General features: G+C 41.9%; 15 protein-coding genes. All 15 read right to left on the reverse strand.

From position 1 onward, the window contains the following. Positions 1-216 precede the first annotated feature (216 nt). On the reverse strand, positions 217-2,037 hold the full coding sequence (locus tag DXA93_RS16925) for a beta-L-arabinofuranosidase domain-containing protein (RefSeq protein WP_117762226.1): 1,821 nt from the start codon (positions 2,035-2,037) through the stop codon (positions 217-219). Between the two features lie 59 nt (positions 2,038-2,096). Further along, positions 2,097-3,773: a family 43 glycosylhydrolase gene (locus DXA93_RS16930; protein WP_117762227.1), complete on the reverse strand. Its 1,677-nt coding sequence runs from the start codon at positions 3,771-3,773 to the stop codon at positions 2,097-2,099. 31 nt (positions 3,774-3,804) lie between these two features. Further along, positions 3,805-5,349, reverse strand: coding sequence for a glycoside hydrolase family 43 protein (locus tag DXA93_RS16935; RefSeq protein ID WP_243109260.1), 1,545 nt, complete (start codon positions 5,347-5,349; stop codon positions 3,805-3,807). 111 nt (positions 5,350-5,460) lie between these two features. After that, positions 5,461-6,120, reverse strand: a complete 660-nt coding sequence (locus DXA93_RS16940) for a YesL family protein (RefSeq protein WP_117762228.1) — start codon at positions 6,118-6,120, stop codon at positions 5,461-5,463. A gap of 106 nt (positions 6,121-6,226) precedes the next feature. Next, positions 6,227-7,816 (reverse strand): glycoside hydrolase family 43 protein, encoded by a 1,590-nt coding sequence (locus tag DXA93_RS16945; RefSeq protein WP_117762229.1) that lies wholly within the window; start codon positions 7,814-7,816, stop codon positions 6,227-6,229. 55 nt (positions 7,817-7,871) lie between these two features. Then, complete coding sequence (locus DXA93_RS16950; protein ID WP_117762230.1) at positions 7,872-9,284, reverse strand: ABC transporter substrate-binding protein; 1,413 nt, start codon at positions 9,282-9,284, stop codon at positions 7,872-7,874. A 104-nt stretch (positions 9,285-9,388) separates the two neighbouring features. Next, a complete protein-coding gene (locus DXA93_RS16955) occupies positions 9,389-10,183 on the reverse strand; it encodes a carbohydrate ABC transporter permease (RefSeq protein ID WP_226906428.1) in 795 nt (264 codons plus the stop codon). 205 nt (positions 10,184-10,388) lie between these two features. Further along, positions 10,389-11,153 (reverse strand): carbohydrate ABC transporter permease, encoded by a 765-nt coding sequence (locus DXA93_RS16960; protein WP_226906429.1) that lies wholly within the window; start codon positions 11,151-11,153, stop codon positions 10,389-10,391. Positions 11,154-11,335: 182 nt separating this feature from the next. Continuing rightward, positions 11,336-13,264, reverse strand: coding sequence for a DUF5696 domain-containing protein (locus DXA93_RS16965; RefSeq protein WP_119208857.1), 1,929 nt, complete (start codon positions 13,262-13,264; stop codon positions 11,336-11,338). Then, positions 13,261-13,941 (reverse strand): hypothetical protein, encoded by a 681-nt coding sequence (locus DXA93_RS16970; RefSeq protein ID WP_119208859.1) that lies wholly within the window; start codon positions 13,939-13,941, stop codon positions 13,261-13,263. Before DXA93_RS16970 ends, DXA93_RS16965 begins: the two co-directional genes overlap by 4 nt. Before the next feature lie 21 nt (positions 13,942-13,962). Beyond that, entirely contained in the window at positions 13,963-14,619 is a 657-nt protein-coding gene (locus tag DXA93_RS16975; protein WP_117762234.1) for a YIP1 family protein, read from the reverse strand. Positions 14,620-14,646: 27 nt separating this feature from the next. Further along, positions 14,647-16,155 (reverse strand): hypothetical protein, encoded by a 1,509-nt coding sequence (locus DXA93_RS16980; protein ID WP_117762235.1) that lies wholly within the window; start codon positions 16,153-16,155, stop codon positions 14,647-14,649. Positions 16,156-16,172: 17 nt separating this feature from the next. Then, positions 16,173-17,072 carry a carbohydrate ABC transporter permease gene (locus tag DXA93_RS16985; protein ID WP_117762236.1) on the reverse strand — a complete coding sequence of 300 codons (900 nt, stop codon included), beginning with the start codon at positions 17,070-17,072 and terminating at the stop codon, positions 16,173-16,175. Position 17,073: 1 nt separating this feature from the next. Beyond that, a complete protein-coding gene (locus tag DXA93_RS16990) occupies positions 17,074-18,012 on the reverse strand; it encodes a carbohydrate ABC transporter permease (protein WP_117762237.1) in 939 nt (312 codons plus the stop codon). A 14-nt stretch (positions 18,013-18,026) separates the two neighbouring features. Next, positions 18,027-20,855 (reverse strand): extracellular solute-binding protein, encoded by a 2,829-nt coding sequence (locus DXA93_RS16995; protein ID WP_226906430.1) that lies wholly within the window; start codon positions 20,853-20,855, stop codon positions 18,027-18,029. Positions 20,856-21,116: the final 261 nt, after the last annotated feature.

Genomic DNA, 21,116 nt, shown 5'->3' on the forward strand with positions numbered 1-21,116 from the left:
CAGTTTGCAAACCTGTACCGCCTCATAAAAAGCAGCGCCTCATTCGAAGAAGCTTTTAAGTTTGTGGGATAAGTTTGTGCAAAATTCGATATTTGCTCATTTATAGTTAGAAATATTAATTGCACAATAAAAACCTTTGCCCTGCAGAGAAGGTAAAAAATAAGAAGTTAAAAATAAGGTCCAGACATTCCTTGGAGTATTTGGACCTCATATGCTTTATTTCACTTTAAAATAGATCTGATATGGTTCGTTACCAATCTCATTCAGCTTTTTGAAACTAATACCCGGATCCTGATTTTCTGTCCGGTAAAAGGTACGGAACTCTCCCCACTGCCGTTCGGTATCAGCAGAAAGCTCATCTTCCGGTTTCTCCGTCTCCAACTTTAAGATACGTTCTTTCTCTGTAATACCTGCCAGTACATCGGCTCCATACCGATAGGCTCCCATGGACGCATCATCCGGCAGAGGGATAAATTTTAATCCGATCGGAAGCAGTACGGTCACTTTGTCATCGTTCCTCCAAACCCTGTTTATCGCGACAAATTTCGCGGTATTATTGGTCTTTACATACAGATCATCGTTTATGTAAACCATTGCGTCTTCCCTGATCCAGTCTGGTATGCGAAGCATCAAATGAAATGGGGTGTCTTCCTGTGTATGTATTGTAAAAACATATTTTCTGAAATCAGGTTTATTCGCATAAGCACTGACTGTTTCATTTATGGTCTGTTTGGCATTGTTTTCCGAACAGGTCATCAGACTTCCGTTCATATAATCCTGATTCTGTGTAAGGCAAATCTTCCGGCCCTGCATTTCAAAAGACACTTGCGAATCGGCATACATAGTCACATACAAGTGATCATCTTCCTGATAATACAAACGATGGTTCCATGCAGCATTCGCCTGTACCATAGTTCCATGACAACAGAAGAAACTGTCTCTTTCTCCGGCCCATTCCTTCCTGCTTGCAGCTTTCATCGGCAAAAAATAAGTTAACAGACCGCCTTCCGGGCAATACGTTTGAGCCATAATACCATTCTGAACATTGTATTCAATGTAATGCATATAGGCAGGATCCTTCGTCTGCCGAAACAAAAATTCTGCCAAACGTATCATGTTATAAACGGTACAATGTTCCTGATTTTTATCACCAAGTCTTGCTTTCAGTTTTTTCATAGGTGTCCAGATTTCTCCCTGCGTCTGGCCACCTGTAGCAAAACATCCCCTGTCTATAACCGCACACTTCCAATATTGTTCAACAATATGCAGCCATTTTTCTTCTCCTGTGACCTCATACGCTTTGGCACAGCCAAGGACTTCCGGAATCGTAGTATTGGCATGCATATTTGTCAATACATCTTTTCCCTCCAATAGTGGTTCAAACAATCTGCTCCTATAATACCGCTGCATCAGAATCTTATATTTTTCCTGACCCGTAATTTCATATAAGTCTGCCCAAACCTCAAGCATACCGCCGGTTTCCATATCCAGAATATCGTCAAACTCTTCCCTGGTATATCTGCCGCTCCATCGATAAAACCAATCCGCCAGTTTATCTGCTATGGAAAGCGCCTTTGGCTGTTCCATCATTCGATATACATCGATCAGCCCCATAAAAAGCTTATGAATATTGTATTGCGGCGCCCAGATGTTCCTTCCCTTTCCTATCCAGTACAAATATTTTTCCGGAATCGGGCATACCCATTCTCCGCCGTTATCTTTTTGGCAAAGCTCCAGTTCTTTCAGAATGACTTCTGTTTTTGCTTTTAACTCTACATCTTCCGTTTCCTGATAATGCAGCGCCGCTGCCGACAACCAATGTCCCAGGAAATGTCCTCTTAGCTGGCAGCTGAGATCTTCCCAGCCTCCAAAGGCTTCTGCATCAGGTCCTCTCCCGGAATATCTGCCTGCCTCATGTAAATAGCTGCGTAATAAATAAGGAGTCTCAAGCTTCATCAAATAACGTTTGTTTGCTTCTTCACGACGGAGAAACTCACCCTCTGTCAGTATTACTTTTTTCCCTGCGATTTCTTTCATTACACACCTCCCGTTTACGTAACCACGACACATCCAGCGCGTCTCATCTGTTTCAGGGCTTACCGCACGACGACACACGTCTCTACCTGTGCAAACGCTTCTGACAGATCCAATTCTTCCGTCACATCCAGCATCGGCGCTCCGTCGATATCAAAATGCACTCTGCGGATGCCGCTGCTTCTTACTCCTTCCACTCCCGGGCGTGCATGATAGGTATTCCAAACGGTGCCATCCTCGTCGGTCACATAAGCATTATGTCCGGTACCATACTCGCTTTCTACACTTCTTGCAGTCAGGATCGGATAATTTCCCTGCTTCCAGTTTTCAGGCTGTAACAAATCCTTTCCTTTTTCGATACTTAATAATCCTACTACATAAGAAGTATCGATTGCCGCTCCTGAGAAGGTCACATACAGTTTATTCTCCCGCGGAAGCGCAAAAGGTCCTTCCACTACAAAGGTATGATTGTTGGACCATCCGTAATCCGGCTTCAATAACACCACCGGGTCTGTCAATAATTTCCAGGGTTCCTGTGGATTCAGCTTTGCAATATAGAGCCACGCCCCTAAATCTTTCGGCAGAAATTGTCTCTGGGACCAGATTACATAATAATCTCCTTCCCATTCAAAACAAGTCATATCCAACGTAATTTCTTTACCCGCTTCACAAAGATCACTGCCGTCCGGACATACGACTCTCTTCGGCTCAGACCAATCTTCCTTACAGGAAGGATTTCCGCCTTCACGCAATTCCATTACATGGCTTTCTTCTTTGAAAAATTCATCCGGAGTAGCTGCATGGAAAATATAAAGCTTACCATTTATCTCATGAAACTCCGGTGCCCAGAGCAGATTTCCAACATGAGGGTAAGTCGTGGAATCCAAAATCAGTTTTTCTTCTGCATTTACCAGCTCCGGAATCGTATCCGCTTCTCTGATATAAAGCGTATGATTATCGTCCGCATCATTCGTTGCAATAAAATAATATTTATTCTTCCACTTCGCCACACAAGGATCGGCACGATAAAACGCAATCGGAAATTCAAAATGTTCCTGATGCACGTTTCCCTTTATCTTATACGTTCCCGGCACTGCAAAATCCACGGTACTCAAGTCCCAATCCACTCTTTTCGCTACCTTTGTACCATCTGTATAGAAAGCCATGGCCCGATATTTTTCCAGTTCTTCTGCACTGGATGCCTCTACCTGCTCAGGGAACTCCATACCACAGTTTACCGGCGTCAGAAGTTTTTTACGCAGTCTGTCCGCCACGCTTTCTGAAATCTCAAGGACATTCTGCGGAACAACCCCTTGAATTTCCAATTTTTCTGCTGCAGGTACTTTCATACGGTCTGCATTGCCTTCTCTTTTCTTTTCTTCCGCTTCTTCTTTCGACAGAAATCCTACTTCTGTATAATCCAAAAAGTCTTTTGTGGTAAAATAAAGAAACTTTCCTGCGCTTTCCGTATCCTCTTCTCCATCGGCGCCGATTCTTTCGGCTACTACTCCAAAACCTCCATCTTTCAATTCCAGGATCACAGGATTTTTCAAACTCCATGGTGTCAAAGAACCATCTTCATTCTCGGTTGCCTTCACAAACAGTACACCGGAATTGTGATTCAGCGCCTGGTAATTTTCACCGTCCTCACTGATCGCCAGGTGCATACTGTATGCCAGTCTCGGATCATAAATTACACTGTCGACAGGTAAACGAGTATAACTTAGTAAATACGCCATAACTTTCCCTCTCCTTACAATTAATCCCTATTTATTTTTCAAACTGCCAGGATAACACCTCATATTCCTCTCCATAGAAAATCATATACACATCATGTACACCTGTAATACCGGTATTCAAATTTGTCTCAAATTCTGCATAATTTGTACCGGTATTGGCATCGATGGTCAGATAGCCCAGTATATCTCCATTTAATCCATCTGCACGAAGCTGTATCACTCCAACTTCTCCATTTGCATTCTTAATCTCTGCGATCCATTTGGAAGGTGCTCCTTCCCCGAAATCCACACCCTGTACCTTAACAAAAGAACCTGTTTGGATTTTTCCGAGCGCCATGGTTCCCGAACCATAGAAATCAGTAACTGCATCTCCTGCTACTGTACTCATACCGCTCATCACTGCCACTTCCGTTGCACTATGACGCTGATAGGCATCCACATAAGATAACTGTTCTCTGCCCTGAAGGGTCTGATCTATCAGACCAATACTGCCATCCTTCTGCATGGTAAAAGAATCAATATGAGTACAGCGATACCCCTTTTCAATCCCCATATTTCCTTCCAATACTCTGGTGTGATAGGTAATATACCAATGATCCTTAAAAGAAAACACACAATGATGATTGTTTCCGCCTAATCCGAAATATTTCCCCGGATTCTCTAAAATGGTTTCTTTTATGGTGAACGGTCCCAATGGACTTTCGCTTTCCATGCACACAATTTCTCCGCTTTCGAACCCGTATTGATCTGTTCCCGCCTGATCCACATCCCAGTTGGAGCAATAGGTGTAATAATACTTATTATTGTATTTATGTATACCGGAATCCTCAAATACATAAGGCGCATCTATGATTACCGGCTCACCTGCAATGCTGATCATATCTTCTCCCAGTTCCACCACTCTGGCTGTCCCAGGATTGGCAGCCTGCCCCTCAGGAACACCTCCGCCAAAATAAAGATATGCTCTTCCGTCATCATCCACCAGAACTGCAGGATCAAAAATCCATATGACATCTGCACAATTCGGTGTATGATTGTTGATCAACGCTTCTCCTAACGGATCCTCAAAGGGTCCTGTCGGACTATCCGAAGTCAATACGCCAATCCCTCCGCCGGAATTTGCAAAATACAGGAAAAATTTTACTTCTCCATCGATTTCTTTCCATGCCGCTGCCGGAGCCCAAGAATTAGCTGCCCATTTAGCAGCTCCTTTGGAACCCGCTGCATATACTGTACCATGATCTTCAAAGTTCACCATATCCGTTGTTGAAACTACGCTGATGGTATTGATCTTTCCATAAGTATTCTCCGTTACACTTCCATCTGCATCATATTCAAAAGTATCTCCGGTCATATAGAAATAAACCCGATCCTTATAAACCATAGCGTATGGATCTGCACCAAATCTCTGAGTCATGATCGGATTGGTATTGCTCAATGATTTGTACGGCGTAATCGCCTCAATTTCATCAAACAAAGCTTCATATTCTGCTGCTTTGCTCTCTTCCATTACTTTACGGTCCGATGAATCCTCGGCAACATTTCCGCAGGCACATAAAGACCATGCACAGATCATACAACTCGCAATCCCTTTTAACGCATTGCTGGTCCTTTTTTTTTCGCATATCTGCTCCTTCCTGACAGTAATTAAATGAAACGATAGAATTTGCAAAATCAAAGTTATCGCTTAAATCATACCAGATTTTGCTCTGTCCAATTCTATCTGTTTTTCTAAATCTTCTTTTCTCATGTATTTCCGGAAAATCCGTTCTAAAATTTTGTTATCCACCCACATGTAAAAGGCTGGCACAAAAATTGCAGCCGGCGGAACCAGAAGAAACAGCGCTGCCGCTGCCACAAAAATCACGAGAAGCAATAATGACCATGATTTATTCATGACCATAACCGCTATACTGTTTTTTATGATCACTTTCGTAGTATTTTCGAAACGCGCCAGATACGGAAACACGTAGATTCCCCATATCGTTATTAAGGCAATCACGATCATGATCATCAGCAGCAAAAACAATGCGTGATCCATGGTTTCCAATGACGTATACAAAATATAACAATCCATTCCGGTCACAAGATACAGGCCCAAAATAATAAGCCAAATGATGATAGCAGATTTAAAGTTTGATTTAAAGGCGCTGAAAAACTCTTTCCAGGCATATCCCCTTCTCTGCCGAACTGCCTTGTGATATGCATAGTAAAACGCAGCGGACGATGCTCCAACTGTAACGATCGGGAGACAGCATGCAATCCAAAGAATACCTAAAAGGATTGCATCGCTGGCCTTTGACATTGCAGTCATGAATTTATTATCCCAATTAAAAAAATCACTCACAATTGTTTCTCCTTTTTAAAAAACAGATCACCAAAAAGAAAAATATCCCGGATGTCTGTTACGATATAAGACTCAGAGTACATCGACCACAAAATAACTGCCACATTCACTTGCCTTCTCTTTCCTCATAAGAAAGGCTCTTAAACATGGCATATCCATCTGCCTCTTCTCCTTCAGCCACTGCATAGATACCTGCTGTACATCCTACAAACCCGCCTGCTACTTCTGTTGATAATGCGCGAATATCCACATCTTCTGCCAGAATAATCTCCCTCTTACTGTCTTTCATTCCCACAGTCGCTTTCAACTCATCTATGGCAATAGAAAGCACCACTTCTTTGTCTTCCACAACCGCGGAGCCAACACATTGATCCATTCCTTTTTCGCACAGAATTACGTCCGCTTTGCTGTCACCTACTTCAACGCGTAACTGATATTCATCACTCTGTACGACTGCAATCCCGGCTCTTCTTGCCGAAGTAAGACCATCTGTTTTCAAGCATGCTTCTACTTTACACCTGTGATGTTGCTGTCTGATGGCAATGTAAGACGGGCTCGCTTTCTCTTTCAGTGTAACAGGACTGAAATGCAGATTCAGACCTTTTTCTGTTAATTGATACATATTTTCTTCCGGATTTCTAAGGAACAAAAATTCATCTCCAAGAACTTTCATATTGGTAAAATCATATTCCCTGCTGCTTCCCGGTACACAGGTCTTAGCACCTGTTCTGTATGTGTAGGAATTTACATCCGTTTCCGGTCTCCACTCCGGCAGTTCGATCTCTACGGTATCTGTCAACATTCCTGCACCTGGATTTACAACGGGCCAGTCATTCTCCCAAACCACTTTCGCAAGGAATGTTTCCCGTCCCATCGTGGTATACCCTTCCTTGGGTCTTACTGCCAGCATAGTCATATACCACTCACCTGCAGGTGTTTCAATCAGATCTGCATGTCCTACATATTTAACAGGATAGTCACGCCCAAGATGTCTATGTGTCAAAATAGGATTGCAGAAATTATTTTCATAAGGTCCCCAGATATTTTTGCTTCTGCAAACCGTTACCGCATGATCAGGTCCTGTACCGCCTTCTGCGTGCATGATATAGTAATACTCGCCTTTTTTATACAGATGAGGACCTTCCGGCCATACGATATTTTTCATGGCGCCATTCCACACATTTTTGTGTTCACCCACCAGTTTCATGGTTTTTACATCAAGTTCCTGGATCCATATATACCAGTCACCATCATATTTACAGCCTTCCGGATTGGGATGAGTACCAATATAATAACATTTTCCATCCTCATCAAAGAACAGACTTGGATCGATGCCGTCTGCTCCCTCAATATAATATGGCTCAGACCATGGTCCTTCCGGATTTGATGCTGTTACGATATAATTGCCGCCATAAGACACATTCGTACAGATTACATAAAAAACGCCTTCATGATACCGGATCGTGGGCGCAAACAATCCTGCGGAGTGCCCTGCCTCTTTCAAAGGCAATTGAGATTTTCTGTCCATCACATTGCCAATCTGTTCCCAATGTACAAGGTCTTTGCTGTGCATGAGAGAAAGCCCGGGAAAATAAGCAAACGTTGAATTGATCAAATAATAATCTTCTCCCACTGCACAAATGGAAGGATCCGGATAAAATCCTGGCATAATAGGGTTTTTTGCAATTACTGTCATGAAAATTTCTCCTTAACTTCAAGAAAAGGGGCTCCCAGAAACACCCCCTTTCAATTTATTTATTTGCTTCTTCCAGATAAGACGCCCAGGTATTTCTGATTGCCTCAGCCGCCTGTGCCGGAGTATTATCTTTGCTGATACCCCAGAGTAAATCTGCACCAAGATCCAGATTCGGGATCATATTATTGTAGGTGACTCTTCCGTTTTCCATCAATCTTGTGATCGTCAAGTCAACAGACTCTGTATCTCTGAAAGAATCATAATATCCTGACAACGCATCGTTATAATCTTCATATCCAGGAACCGGATCTGTATAAAGATCATAAGCAAATGCAATCTTCCATGCTTTCTCGGCATCATAGCAAGCCGGGATTACATACACGTTGTCGCTGCGGATGTTGGTATAGTCATCTGCTGCAGGTCCTTTCGGGAAGCACACAAAACCGAAATCGTCTTCCATGTTCGCCCAGTCACCGCTTGCCTGATAAGCTTCACCGGCGATAAAGGCGCCTTTGCCATTCTGGAATGCTTCTACCCAGTAATCCCATTCGCTTCCCTCAGGCTGCGGATAGTCATAGGTGTCCAGCATTCTAAGAGCCCAGTTTAATGCATCTAGCGTCTCATTGGATTCCAGATCATTGTAATATTTTCCATTTTCATCCATAGCGATGTAATCGCCATAATTGGATGCAACAGCTTCATTATAGAAGGTGGAACGAAAATTAACCATTGCATAACGGTCAATCACACCATCGTTATCGGTATCCGCCTGAACCTGTGAACAGAGTTCTTCGAATTTATCCCAGGTCCATTCTCCATTTTCCTGTAATTCGTAGATGGAATCTGCTGTAATTCCGGCTTCCTCCAATAATCTCTTATTAAAGTATATGCCGCCTTTCGGTTCTGGAGCAATACCTCTCATACCATAAATCGCATCACCCTTAGACATCACTTCATGAACACCGTTTGCCTGCCATTTCTCTTCAGAGAAATCCAGACAGTCCAGCGTAGACAAGTCATACATTAAACCGCTGTTCAGTGCAGCTACTAATTCGCTGCCCGGGCGAAGCGCAAATACATAATATTCATCTCCACCGCTGGTCGCATAATTTAAGAAATCTTCAGGAGTTGAACCCCAGTCGGAAATAGCCATTTCTTTGATCGTAAAGTTATACGTTTCCTGAATCCAGTCGCGATATTCTTGACGTGCCTCTTCATAAGCGTTGTTCGGTTCTTCTTCTTCGCTTGGAGTCCACCAGTCACGGATGACAACTTCAATTCCTCCCAAATCAATAGGATTTCCTTCATCATCAGTAATGACCGTATACTTTTCAGAATCATCTGACTCTTCCGAAGATGTACTGCTCTGAGGAGCATCATCGGTGTTCTCTCCGCAGGCAACCATAGATACTGACATTGCAGTTACAAGCGATGCTGCGATTAATTTCTTTACAAATCTGCTTTTCATTTTTTTCCTCCTTTTTTCTTTATATGATTCCTTTTTCATTCACCTGCACTTTCTGGGACAGCAAGTTCCTTTCAGGAATAATATACAAAATAGTTCTTTGCGTTTTACATCTTAATACCCGAAGTGCTTAAGCTTTCCACAAAACCTTTCTGTGCAAAGAGATATAAAATCAGCAACGGTACAATTACCATCAAAGTACCTGTAGATGTAATACAGTTTGTATATCCGATAGATGCTCCTGCCGGATTTCCCAAGGTATTTACAATATAAAAATCCAGCCGGTCCGCGATCATCGCTAACTGCGTTGAAAGAAGTTTTATATTGCCCAGGAACATCTTGGAATAAAATTTATCTGTCCACTGCCATACGAACGCAAACAGGAAACAGGATGTTAAAATCGGTTTGGCATCCGGAAGCATAATTCTTACGAATGTCTTCAAGGTGCCGCATCCGTCCACGTATGCCGCCTCTTCCAATTCCTTAGGAATATTGCGGAAGTACTGGCGAATCATAAATATGTACAACCCGTTTTTCAATCCCATACACCCTGCACTCATCAGATAATATGGCAACACCGAATCTCTCAAATTCAAACTCGATCCTGTCACGGCCTCTATAATTCCAAACAGATCAAAATATCTGAAATGCAGATATAAGGATGTTGAAATAGTCTGAGGCGGTACGACAATGACCAGCATAACACATAAGAACCAGAACTTCTTCAGCGGAAAATCAAATCTGGCAAAACCATAACCTACCAGTGTACATACTGCGATCTGCAGAACAGCTATTGTCAGCGAGACCACAATCGTGTTTATGATCGAAGTCCCATAGGACATAAACTGTGCAGCCAGTTCATAATTTGCTTTCGTAAAATGTTCCGGTATCGCAATGATCATAGGATTATACAAATCTTCCTCTGCCATAAAACTGATAGAAATTTTATTCAGTATAGGCTGTAAGATCATAAAACACATACCGAATAACAAAGCTGCTCTTGCAATTTTATAGACAATATTTCGCACAGTCTTTTTTAATAAATACCCCTGAGATCTTCGATTTCTTTCCCAGAAACCTATTGTTTGATATGCTGTTTTTGTCTTCTTACTCATAGTAGTAAACCCCCTTTGAGATAATGAGTGAGCTTATGCCTATGATGACCATAACGATCAGGAAATACACCCACGCCAGGGCCGATGAATATCCATAGTTGATCTGAACGATCATTTCATCACTTATCTTTTCCATTACCGCATTATCTGACCTCATACAGAAATCTATGATGGTATAAATCCAATTTACCAAAAACAGAGAACTGATCATTGGGAACGTGATCTTCCACAGACTTTCCCATTTCGTACATCCTTCAATTGCAGCCGCTTCATACATACTTTCTGAAATTGTCTGCAATCCTGACAGGAAAATAATAATCTGAATACCCGAAGCAATAGCTACATCATAGATACCATCCACAATATCGAAGACAACCTCAAAGATTTTGGAACCCATACCGGAAGTCATCAGTATATCCTGAATGGCTACCGTAATACTGTTGCTGGAGCCATTTTCCTGGATCATATCCTGCACACTGGACAATAATGCATTATTGGATTCCACCCCGAGTATAACGCCGGAAGAAAGGATCACAGGCAGGAAGAAGATTGCTCTTACAAAAGCACGTCCCTTGAATTTCTCATTTAAGATCATTGCCACAAAGAAACTAAATACCATAACAGCCAGTGCATTGATACACATGCTTCCAATTTCTTCTACCAGCATCTGATTAAATTCCGGATCCACAGTAAACGCTCTGATATAATTTGATAATCCTGCAAAAATATTTTTAAAACCACCCGAATCTACTTCCACATTACAAAAGCTCATGTAAAGCGACTGAAAAAAAGGCTTTACCATAAACATTGAAAATCCCAGAACAAACGGCATGATAAACAAGTATCCGGATATTGCCTTACGCCTTTGAAGACCCCTCAATTTCTTCTGTTTCTTCATAGTCAAATCCTTTCTAATCTTCCAATAAATCTTGTTTCGGTTTATCGAACCACAACATAATCTCTTGCAGGAACCACAGTTCCATCGTCTGCCTGCAGCTCATCATAACTGTAATTTACATAAACCTTCGTGCCGTCCTCGTAAATCGTACAAGTCAGTTCACTCGTTACATACTCATGTCCCACCATCTTCTGGTTAAATGTGTGACCCAATTCCTCATTGTATCGAGTATATATCTCCAGCATTTCATCATGCCATGCGGAATAATCTGCACCAAAATACTCTGTATATAGCGTATTCTGTAACTCAAATGCTGATTCTTTCATAAAAGTAAAAGCTAAACCGGCTCCATACTCCGCAGAATTCAAAAGCTCGTTCTGTGTATTCTGTGTCAAATTGAGCGCTTCTCCGGTATAATTGACATAGCCATGAATTGCCAGCTGATAAAATGGAATTTTCTTATCAATGATCGAATATTCGGTACCTTCCAGATCCATATTTGTGACCATATCCGCATAAGCAACTGCATAATCATTGCCCATATTGATCATTATATCCGTTCCATTATCATCAAGGCTCTTCAGCTTTTCTGCCTGCTCTTCCATTGCCATCTGTCTGCTGGTAGGATCTTTCTGGTAAAAATCAGAGGATAATTCATAGCCTATATCACTAAAAGAAACACCTGCGTGATAACCATTTGCGGCATCTGCCAGATTATCCATCATTTCATATACCAGATCAGCCTTTAACAGATAGAACGGATCTCTGTCTTCTTCTGCCTTTTCGTAAGTGACTGTGTCATACACATTCAATTTCGCGCTCTCTTGGCTTACAAATTTCGCTGCATCTGTATAAACAAAGAATCCATCCGTGATACCACTGTCCATCGCATAATTTGTAATGCCATTGAGATAAACGGCAATGCCCTTTTCTTCTGCTGAATCGATCATGTTCTGCAAATCCTTTTTGCTTCCCAGATCAGAGATCAGATTCACCGAATCCAGCATTTTCTGCTGTACTCCGCCATTCATCCAGCCGGACAGCTTCACAGACATATTACTTAAACCTTCCCCATAAAGTTCTTCCACCATCTCCTGGGCTTCTTTGTATGTGGTCAGTTCCAACGGACTGGACACCGGAACACCAAATACCTGTTTGACTTTATCTACCGCTCCGATAATTTCTAAAGCTACCGGAGTTTCTGTATCGTCATTCACCGTAAGGTAATCGCCATACTTATCTTTCAGATAACTGCGATAGTCCTCCGCCATATCTACATAGTCCCCGGAATCAATAAAGCTGTATCTCTGTACGATTCCTTCCCCCTCGGCAGTTCCATCTTCGTATACGAACATGGACTGCGTACTTCTGTCTGAAACATCGTACTGTTCCCTGTGCAATACAGAATATACTGCATTCACATAATTGTAACTGTGGCTTCTTCCACTGATATCCGCCTGAATGGATGCATACGGCACCCCATCTTCAAGCATACAGATAAAAGAGGAATCATTTTTCGACTCGCCAAAAACATTGAAATAGGTTCGCGTATCATGAACAACGGCGTCTCTGTCCTGTCCCATATCCCAGCCATATACATTTGAATAATAACTGTTTTGGCTGGTCTTACCGTTATTAAATTCGATCAGTGCGCCACCGCCTTCGGGCACAAATAAGAAACCTTCATCTGTTGTTCCGGACGCTCCAAAATAAGGAAGCACGCTCAAATAATAGATGGGATAATCCTCTTTATATTCCAGATCGTCAAATGGGACCTCCACGATCAGATCATCTCCGTCCAAACGGTAAATCACACTTACATTAAATACCGATTTTTCTGAGACTTTTTCCTGCTTGTCTTTTTCCTTGTCTTCCACATACTCTTCATAGGTATACCCAGCTTCTTCAAAATACTGCTGCAGTTTTGTTTGAATACTGGCTTTTACATTATCACGCAGGACATAGATCACCGTAGTCTCATCGATGGATAACGTGCTGTCAATTCATCTTTTGCAGCCTTATCACTCTTGCTAAGATCGTTGATGTCCAATTTCTTATAATATTCGCCAATCATAAGGCTTTCTCTCTGCCCCATTTTGCTCAAATATTCTTCCATACGATCCTCTTCCATAACAAGAGGAACCACATATTCCTGTTCCAGATCACCGATAGAATAATTCACCTTGATATAGCCATCGCCGGTTTCAATCTCATAAATACCTTTTGCAATACTGTATTCATAGTTATCAAGAAGGGCATCTACACCATTCTGAGTGCTATAAGTTAAAAGCACTGTGGACTGCAGTTTATTTTTTTCAATCTCAAGGGCCGCACTGTCTTCTGCAGCTCCCTCCGGATTGGAAGTCCATGTTTCTCCGGTCTCTTTCATCGTAACAGAAAACTGAGTAGTAAGAGAATTCATGGAAAACAGCAATTTATCATTTTCCAGAGTAATCTCCGTTTCCTCCCCTTCATATCCGTTTACTCTGACAACCTCTTCCGGTTCTGCTTCTCCCTGCGAAAAACTGATGACCAAAACACCTATCAGGATAATAGCAAGGATAATGAACGGAACGATCAGACTCTTTAACTGCCTGAAAAGCGCAGCCTGAAATTCTGCCTTTCTAACTGATTTTTCTTTCTTCATGTCTCTTCTTCCTCCAACCTGCTACATTCTGAATAGAATCTCACGTATCAAAGATATGAAATATGACACGCCCTGGCTAATCATACTGAAAAAAATCAACAGAATAAAAACCATTACAAGCATTGCAAAGATGGTTGCTATGGTAAAAAGCACTGTTTTACTCACCGAATATTCATGGATCTGCATCATGGCTGATATAATCAGCAAGGCTGCCCATACAATTGATAATCCGCTCAGTACCGTGTAGAACGCACCTTCATCCACAGTTACCATATTGCTTAAAATAATCAGTGGAAATTGAATGAGCGGATATGGCGTTAATGCATAACAAGTTGCCATATATATCTGATTCAGACGTCCCTTACCATTAAACAACGTTGTCAATGCCCAGTTTCCCACACACCAGAGAGCAAGAGGAAAAACGATACTCGCTATATGGATCAGCAGATTTTCCTCCGGCCAATATACCTGATTAAACAGGAAACTTGTATACTGCAACTTAAATAGATTAGCAAGCAATGTTAAAAGCAATATGGTATTTGCCGCTGCTATGGATCCTCTCTTTTCATGAGTCAAATCCCAAAATCCATCCAACGGATGTGTAATGCAATATAGGGCAAACTTCAATGTTTCCAAATAATGTTCATACGTTTCCTTTTTTTTCAGTGAAGCTAACATGCCTGCCTCCGTTCTGTTTTTCATATCCTATTGCTTATAATCTCTAAAGATATCTGCCTGATCAATTTCATGCTTGATCGCTTTTATTTTACCCACCAATAACGGGATACAAAGCACTGCGAATACTATGATAAAAATAACACCGATATGCTCTTCTACCCATTCCTTACGATACTGCTTAAATGCCTTTGAATAGTTTTCATCGTCCCATTTCAGTCTGAAATAATCCAATGCTTCTTCATATTCTTCCTGGCGAAGCAGAGAACGTCCGATACCGATGTATGCACGATCATAGTTACCATTCAACTCCAGAACTTTCTGCCAGCTGTCACCGGACTCAGCATACTCACCTGCCTGAAACTGATCGATCGCCTGATAAATATACTTACCAAATTCCGTAGGTGTAAATATCGCCAGACTGTTGTCCTGTTGATCCAAGACCAGTAAATCATATCCCATATGATCAATGGCGCTTGGAAGTTTGAAATACCCGTCCATATTACCGTTTCCGCCGAACGCAAACAACATACGCCCCTGATCGTCATAAGCAAATAAACGGCCTCTTACTTTATCTAATCCCACATATACATCATTATCAAACGCTGTGATATCTGTGATCAAAGAAGGACCGGAATATCCGCCGCCATCCCCCCAATAGATATCACCAATAATATGCCATTCACCATTTCGGATCAGAATATCGCTTCCCATCATATTCAGGCGGCGAATTGGATCTGCAGTCCCATCCTCCAATGTTGACTTTGTAACATGAGTCGTACATGCATAAATAAATCCTTCATAATCCATATAAATGTTGTCGTATTCGGTTGGTACAAAAGATTCCATCTGTTCTCTCTGTGCCTGTGTAGCAAAGCGCTTCCAGATGTAATCCGTCCAATCATAGGTGACTTCCGTAGCTCCTATAAAACCGGAAAATTCCCCGTCTGCTTCGAATTTGATCAAGCCCTTATTCACATTGGTTGCCACACAATATACACGGCCCGCAGTATCGATCGCAAGCTTGCAAGGCAGGAAACTTAAATCCTGGTCAAAAGTAGCATCCACAGGCTTTGTAAATTCCATGACGTAATTCAGATCCATATCCAGCTTCAATATCCGGCTATTATTCGTGTCAGCAATAAATATGTAACCATCATCTGTAACCGCCACATCCTGCGGAGAGGAAAAGGTTTCCGGTCCCTCACCGCCCTTAAAGCTGTCAATCACACGAATCAATTCCAGAGTCTGGGAGCCGGTTCTTTGAATTTCCAGAATTCTGTTATTACCGGTATCGCAGATATAAATCATATCTTCATACACAAACAAACCGGATGGGGTTTTCAATCCTGTCTCCAGACCAAAATCTACGGCTGAATATACACCAGACACTTCATATGCATCCGGAGAATACTGTATATCTCCCCAGTAATCATAGTTGTACGTATAACCCTCATCTGCATAAACTGCCATAGCGGAGCTTAGTGCTATCATCATACCGATCAGCAGTGCGCTAAGTCTTTTCATTGTTTTTTTCATAACCTGCACCAACCTCCTTAATCTTTCAAACCGGAACTTGCCATTGTCTCCAGGATCTGACTTTCTGACAATATGAAAATAAGGATCGGTACTGCCATAACTACTACCGTAACTGCCGCTGCCTGACCGGTTCTTGCAATACCACCGCTCTGAATCTGCTGCAAAGCATAGACCAGGGTTTTTTTCTCCTCGGAATAAATGAAAGTCGCCGCCTGATTATTCCAAAGTCCCTGTACAGAGAAAATAATCATTGTCAGCCACGCCGGTTTTACATTCGGCATTACGATACTGATAAATACCTTCCACTCATTTGCACCATCAATCTTGGCCGCCTCGATCAGAGACATTGGTAATCCTTCCATAAACTGTTTCATAAGAAACAATCCCATGGGAGACGCAAACGCCGGAATAATAATTGCCCAGTATGTATCAATCCATCCCAATTCGTTGATGATCAAATAGTTGGGAATTGCCGTTATATAACCACTGAACATCAACGCGACTGTAACGAGTTTGAAAAAGGTCTTTCCCCCGGGAAAGTCATACTTCGCCAACACGAAGGCAGCCATGGATGCCAGGATCAGGTGTCCCGCTGTACCTACAACCGTAATAAATACCGTATTGAACACATATCTGGGAAATGTAACCCAACTCTTTCCCATGGTTACAAATAAATCTGAAAAGTTATCCAGTGTAGGATTCTGAGCAAAAACCTTTGGCGGAAACATAAACAACTCATCCAGCGGCTTCAATGCATTGTTAATAGCAAACACTAATGGAAATACCATCATTAATGCTACCAGTATCAAAAAGAAGTAGATGATAAAATCTCCAATCCTGGAACGATTCGGCTGTCTTCTTTTTAATTTTACTAAATTCTTTTTTGTCACATTTGCTTCTTTTTTCTGTTTCTTCATATCAGGTTCCCACTCTTCTTAACATGCTTTGAATTGCCTTATTACACAAAATCATAATCAAAAACAACAAAGTTGCAATTGCAGATGCATAACCCATTTCAAATCGGGAATAGCCGTAGTCAAACAAATGGGTGACAACTGTTCGCGCTGCATAATCTGTACTCGGATAGCCGCAAAGCGCCATGGTTACATCGCAAACACCAAAGGACTGAGTAATGGACATTACCGCGCCAAATAACAACATCGGTTTCATATTCGGCAGTGTGATGTACCATAATTCCTGCCAACGATTTCGAATACCGTCCACATAACCTGCTTCATACTGAGCACGGTCAACCCCCTGCAGACCTGCTACAAAGGAAAGGAAGCCGGTACCCAAACTCATCCATAAAATAACCAGCATACAAATCGGAAGCATGTAATCCGGATCCGTCAGCCAGAGGATCGGCGAATTAATAATACCCATATTCATCAAAGCTGCATTTACATATCCGTATGCGTCGCCTCTGAAGAAGATAGAAAAAATAACGTACGCGTTGCCCGCAATGGAAGGAGCATAGAACACAACAACAGCAATCGTTCGAACCCATCGTGGCAATTCGTTGATCAGCCATGCAAACAGGAAAGAGGCGATATAGCCCAACGGTCCTGTGATAACAGCAATGACAAACGTATTTTTTACACCGATCAGAAATACATCATCCTGTAAAATTAAGTTGATATAATTCTGCAGCCCGACAAACTTGGGAGATTCCAGAATGTTGTAATAAGTAAAACTGTAAAAAATAGAGGTTATAACCGGCAATATGTAAAACAAGGCAAATATTATTGCATACGGCGCCAGAAACGCATAACACATTTTACTCATTTTGGCCTTTTTTATCGCAACCTTCATATTATGCCTGCGCAACATGAAATATCTGCGGATATATTCTTTCATTTCTTACTTACCTCCTATTCCAACGGCAGACCAAACTCTGAACGTTTCTTGGCAATTTCTTCATTAATGGTAATGGTATAATCAATAATTGTCTCTCTCGGATCTTCCTGGTCATTAATAACCTTTCGAACCGCATTTGTTATATGCCGTCCCGTATAGTATCCGCCAGGGATTTCACGAATTCCTACCGTTTGACGCCACTGCTCTGTTAATACTTCAATATCATCTGCAGTCCATGCCAGCTGGCTGAACGCATTTATATTTGCGGTTGCATATCTTGCAGAAGATCCGAGCAACGCTTCAATTTCACGGCCAAAACGTACCTGCGTGTCCGAACTTGCCCACCATTTCATGAATTCCCACGCTCTCTGTTTTGTATCCTCATCATCAGAAGCAATCATCATTGTCCCACTGCCGGTAATAAAGTCGGAACGATCGATGTAAGTATTACCATTTTCATCTGTTTTTTCAGTACCAGGAATTAATGTAAAGTCCCATAAGCCTTTAATCTCCGGCGCAGATACCATCAAGGTATTGTACGTCGAATAGCTCGCAATACCGATAGGCATTTCACCAGAACGGAACCGGCTGACAAAATCAAAATAGGTAGGAATTCCATAATCCGTAAAGAATCTGGTATATACATCAAACGCTTCAACACCCGCTTCATCGTTGATCTCAGCTTTGGTTCCTGCTTCGTTGTACAAATCTCCGCCGTACTGGTATAGCAAACTGAAATATAAGGACAGGTCTGCTGCGTTGGATGCAATCGTTGTGCTGGCGCTTGCGCTGCCGCTGCTGCCTGCCGCCGATGGAATGCCGATGGACATATTGTTGCCCTGAATGGTAGGAAGCATTTCAATCAAATCCTGCCAGGTCTGGGGAACTTCCAGTTCCAATTGTTCCAAAACATCGGTTCTATAGAACATCACATTAAATGTCTGCGTTTCAGGAATCGCATAAATTGCACCGTCGAGGCAATACTGTTGATATGAACTTTCTGTATAGCTACTCAAAACCTCTTGATAATCTTCAAACTGAGTAAGATCTTCAGCTGCTCCACGAAGCGCATAGTTCACAGGCTGGTCAGCTCCGACGGAAAGAACCACATCCGGTCCTCTTCCTGCCATAACTGCACTCAGCAAAGCATTAGCCGCTACAACTTCCACATTGACCTTAATTCCCGTATCAGGAGTAAAGGTATCGTCCACCATGGATTTCAAAATAGTGCCCTGGTCACGACCGCTCAGGATCCAAACCGTAACTACTTCTTCATCATTCTCCTCATAGACATCACCAACCGCATCATAGTCAACGTAGAAAGTTGCCGCAAATGCTTTGATCTCATGCCACATTTTAGAGAAGAAGTTCGCTTCGTCTTTTTCCGGTTCTGTATCTGTGCTGGTAATTACCAGATAATCGATATCCAGTTTCGTTTCACCCATATTCAGAACCGCAGTACCGAGAGAAGTAATATTGTCTTTAAATGTTGTAAACTCTTCCGTAATCTTGTTCGGCTTTTCTACAAATCGCTCCAGCTGCTGCGCAAGAGTCTGCGCCGTCGCAATCTTATCGGCTTTTTGTCCCGTATAAGCAACCATTTCATCTACAATCTTGTAGAGGCGTTTGGATTCCAGATCCATAGCTTCCATCACTTCCGGATATACCTGATCAATATTGTAATCGCGGTATTGATCCGGCGTTGCTCCGGTATATACCAAAAGTTTCCTGTAAATCTGATTCAGACGATAAATAGAATCTTCCAGTTCTTCCAGCAGAATACCGGAACCGCCCAATGTAGCTTCCAGACGAATGGTATGTGTTCCTTCTGTAAGATAAATTTTATACGGATTTCCATCTGCATCTGCGAGAGTCAGATTGTTCCAGTCATTCTCATATTCGAAGGAAATCTCTTCCATTTCTTCAAATGGGATTTCTCCATCGATATATACCGTTCTGGAAGATACACTGCCGCGGGCATAATTCTGTCTTCCCTTAACAGTAATATTGTAATAACCGTCCTCCGGAACCGAAAACTCCCATTCGATCCACTGGCCTGCACTGCACCATGTTTCTCCGCCTACATAATTCAGAATTGTATTCGTCACACTGTATGGCTGAGTGTTCGGCGCCGATTTGTCATATTTCGCATACAGAGATGATTCTGATCGTATCGTCGAATCCTCTCCCTGTACCACCTGCACATAATTAATATTGGTTTCTGAATTTCCTTCCCCCGGACAGTTTGCCAGATATTCTTCGTATGTAACGGAATCATCGATTGCAGCCAGTGTGAGTTTTTTCAAAACCATGGGTTCGTTTACACCTTCCATGGTGATCGTATTCTCTCCGGCTTCAAAATAAAACTGATAAGGATTTATGATATATCCCATATCATCTTTGCAGAAAGTGCTCTGCCATTTGTAAACTTCCACCTGCGAAGGACGAATTTCATTTCCCTGATTGTCTACCTTAGGTTCTGAGGCGTCTGTCCAGGTTCTTGTAAAAATAATGTTTCCCGCATCATCAAACGGAAGTTCTCCATTGATGTATACAGAACGTTCGATCGCAACCCCTCGGGACTCTACTGTTATATACTCCAGATAAAGGTTGTAGAAACCTGCCTCAGGAACATTTACCTTCCAGGTAACCGTGGATTCCGTATCTGTATAAAGAGCTTTCTCTTCCCCCTCATAATTTTCATATACTTCTACGCCTTCCCCTTCCATGTAAGCAAACAGATCCACTTCTATATCTTCGGCAGGACATGCTGCATCTTCATGGGCATTCAAATACTTTGTATATGTACCTTCTCTGACGGCGCCTTCTACATCAGCGCTCAAGTCGACCCCTTCATATTTCTGTTGAAAATTTTCCACCGGTCTCAAGTTCAATAATACACAAATAACAAGTACTATCAGGACACCGATTATAATAATTGCTTTTTTTACAGACCCCTTCATAAATGCCTCCATGACTTCTACTAAAATAATAGTAATAATATATTTGTCTCTTGTATTTGTATTTTACTATGATTTTTAACATATTGCTTCTTAGTTTTTGCTATTCGTTCTTCATCCTTTGCTCACTTTTTTGTTCAAATT

Origin of the sequence: Blautia sp. OF09-25XD (assembly GCF_003482095.1) — a bacterium.
Lineage (GTDB): Bacteria > Bacillota > Clostridia > Lachnospirales > Lachnospiraceae > Fusicatenibacter > Fusicatenibacter saccharivorans.

Excerpts from the sequence above, each read along its gene's own strand:
- DXA93_RS16925 (WP_117762226.1), bottom strand. The coding sequence starts at position 2,037 with ATGAAAGAAATCGCAGGGAAAAAAGTAATACTGACAGAGGGTGAGTTT.
- DXA93_RS16930 (WP_117762227.1), bottom strand. The coding sequence starts at position 3,773 with ATGGCGTATTTACTAAGTTATACTCGTTTACCTGTCGACAGTGTAATT.
- DXA93_RS16935 (WP_243109260.1), bottom strand. The coding sequence starts at position 5,349 with ATGATCTGTGCATGGTCTTTATGTGCCTGCGGAAATGTTGCCGAGGAT.
- DXA93_RS16945 (WP_117762229.1), bottom strand. The coding sequence starts at position 7,816 with ATGACAGTAATTGCAAAAAACCCTATTATGCCAGGATTTTATCCGGAT.
- DXA93_RS16950 (WP_117762230.1), bottom strand. The coding sequence starts at position 9,284 with ATGAAAAGCAGATTTGTAAAGAAATTAATCGCAGCATCGCTTGTAACT.
- DXA93_RS16955 (WP_226906428.1), bottom strand. The coding sequence starts at position 10,183 with ATGATCATTGCGATACCGGAACATTTTACGAAAGCAAATTATGAACTG.
- DXA93_RS16970 (WP_119208859.1), bottom strand. The coding sequence starts at position 13,941 with ATGAAGAAAGAAAAATCAGTTAGAAAGGCAGAATTTCAGGCTGCGCTT.
- DXA93_RS16975 (WP_117762234.1), bottom strand. The coding sequence starts at position 14,619 with ATGTTAGCTTCACTGAAAAAAAAGGAAACGTATGAACATTATTTGGAA.
- DXA93_RS16980 (WP_117762235.1), bottom strand. The coding sequence starts at position 16,155 with ATGAAAAAAACAATGAAAAGACTTAGCGCACTGCTGATCGGTATGATG.
- DXA93_RS16985 (WP_117762236.1), bottom strand. The coding sequence starts at position 17,072 with ATGAAGAAACAGAAAAAAGAAGCAAATGTGACAAAAAAGAATTTAGTA.
- DXA93_RS16990 (WP_117762237.1), bottom strand. The coding sequence starts at position 18,012 with ATGAAAGAATATATCCGCAGATATTTCATGTTGCGCAGGCATAATATG.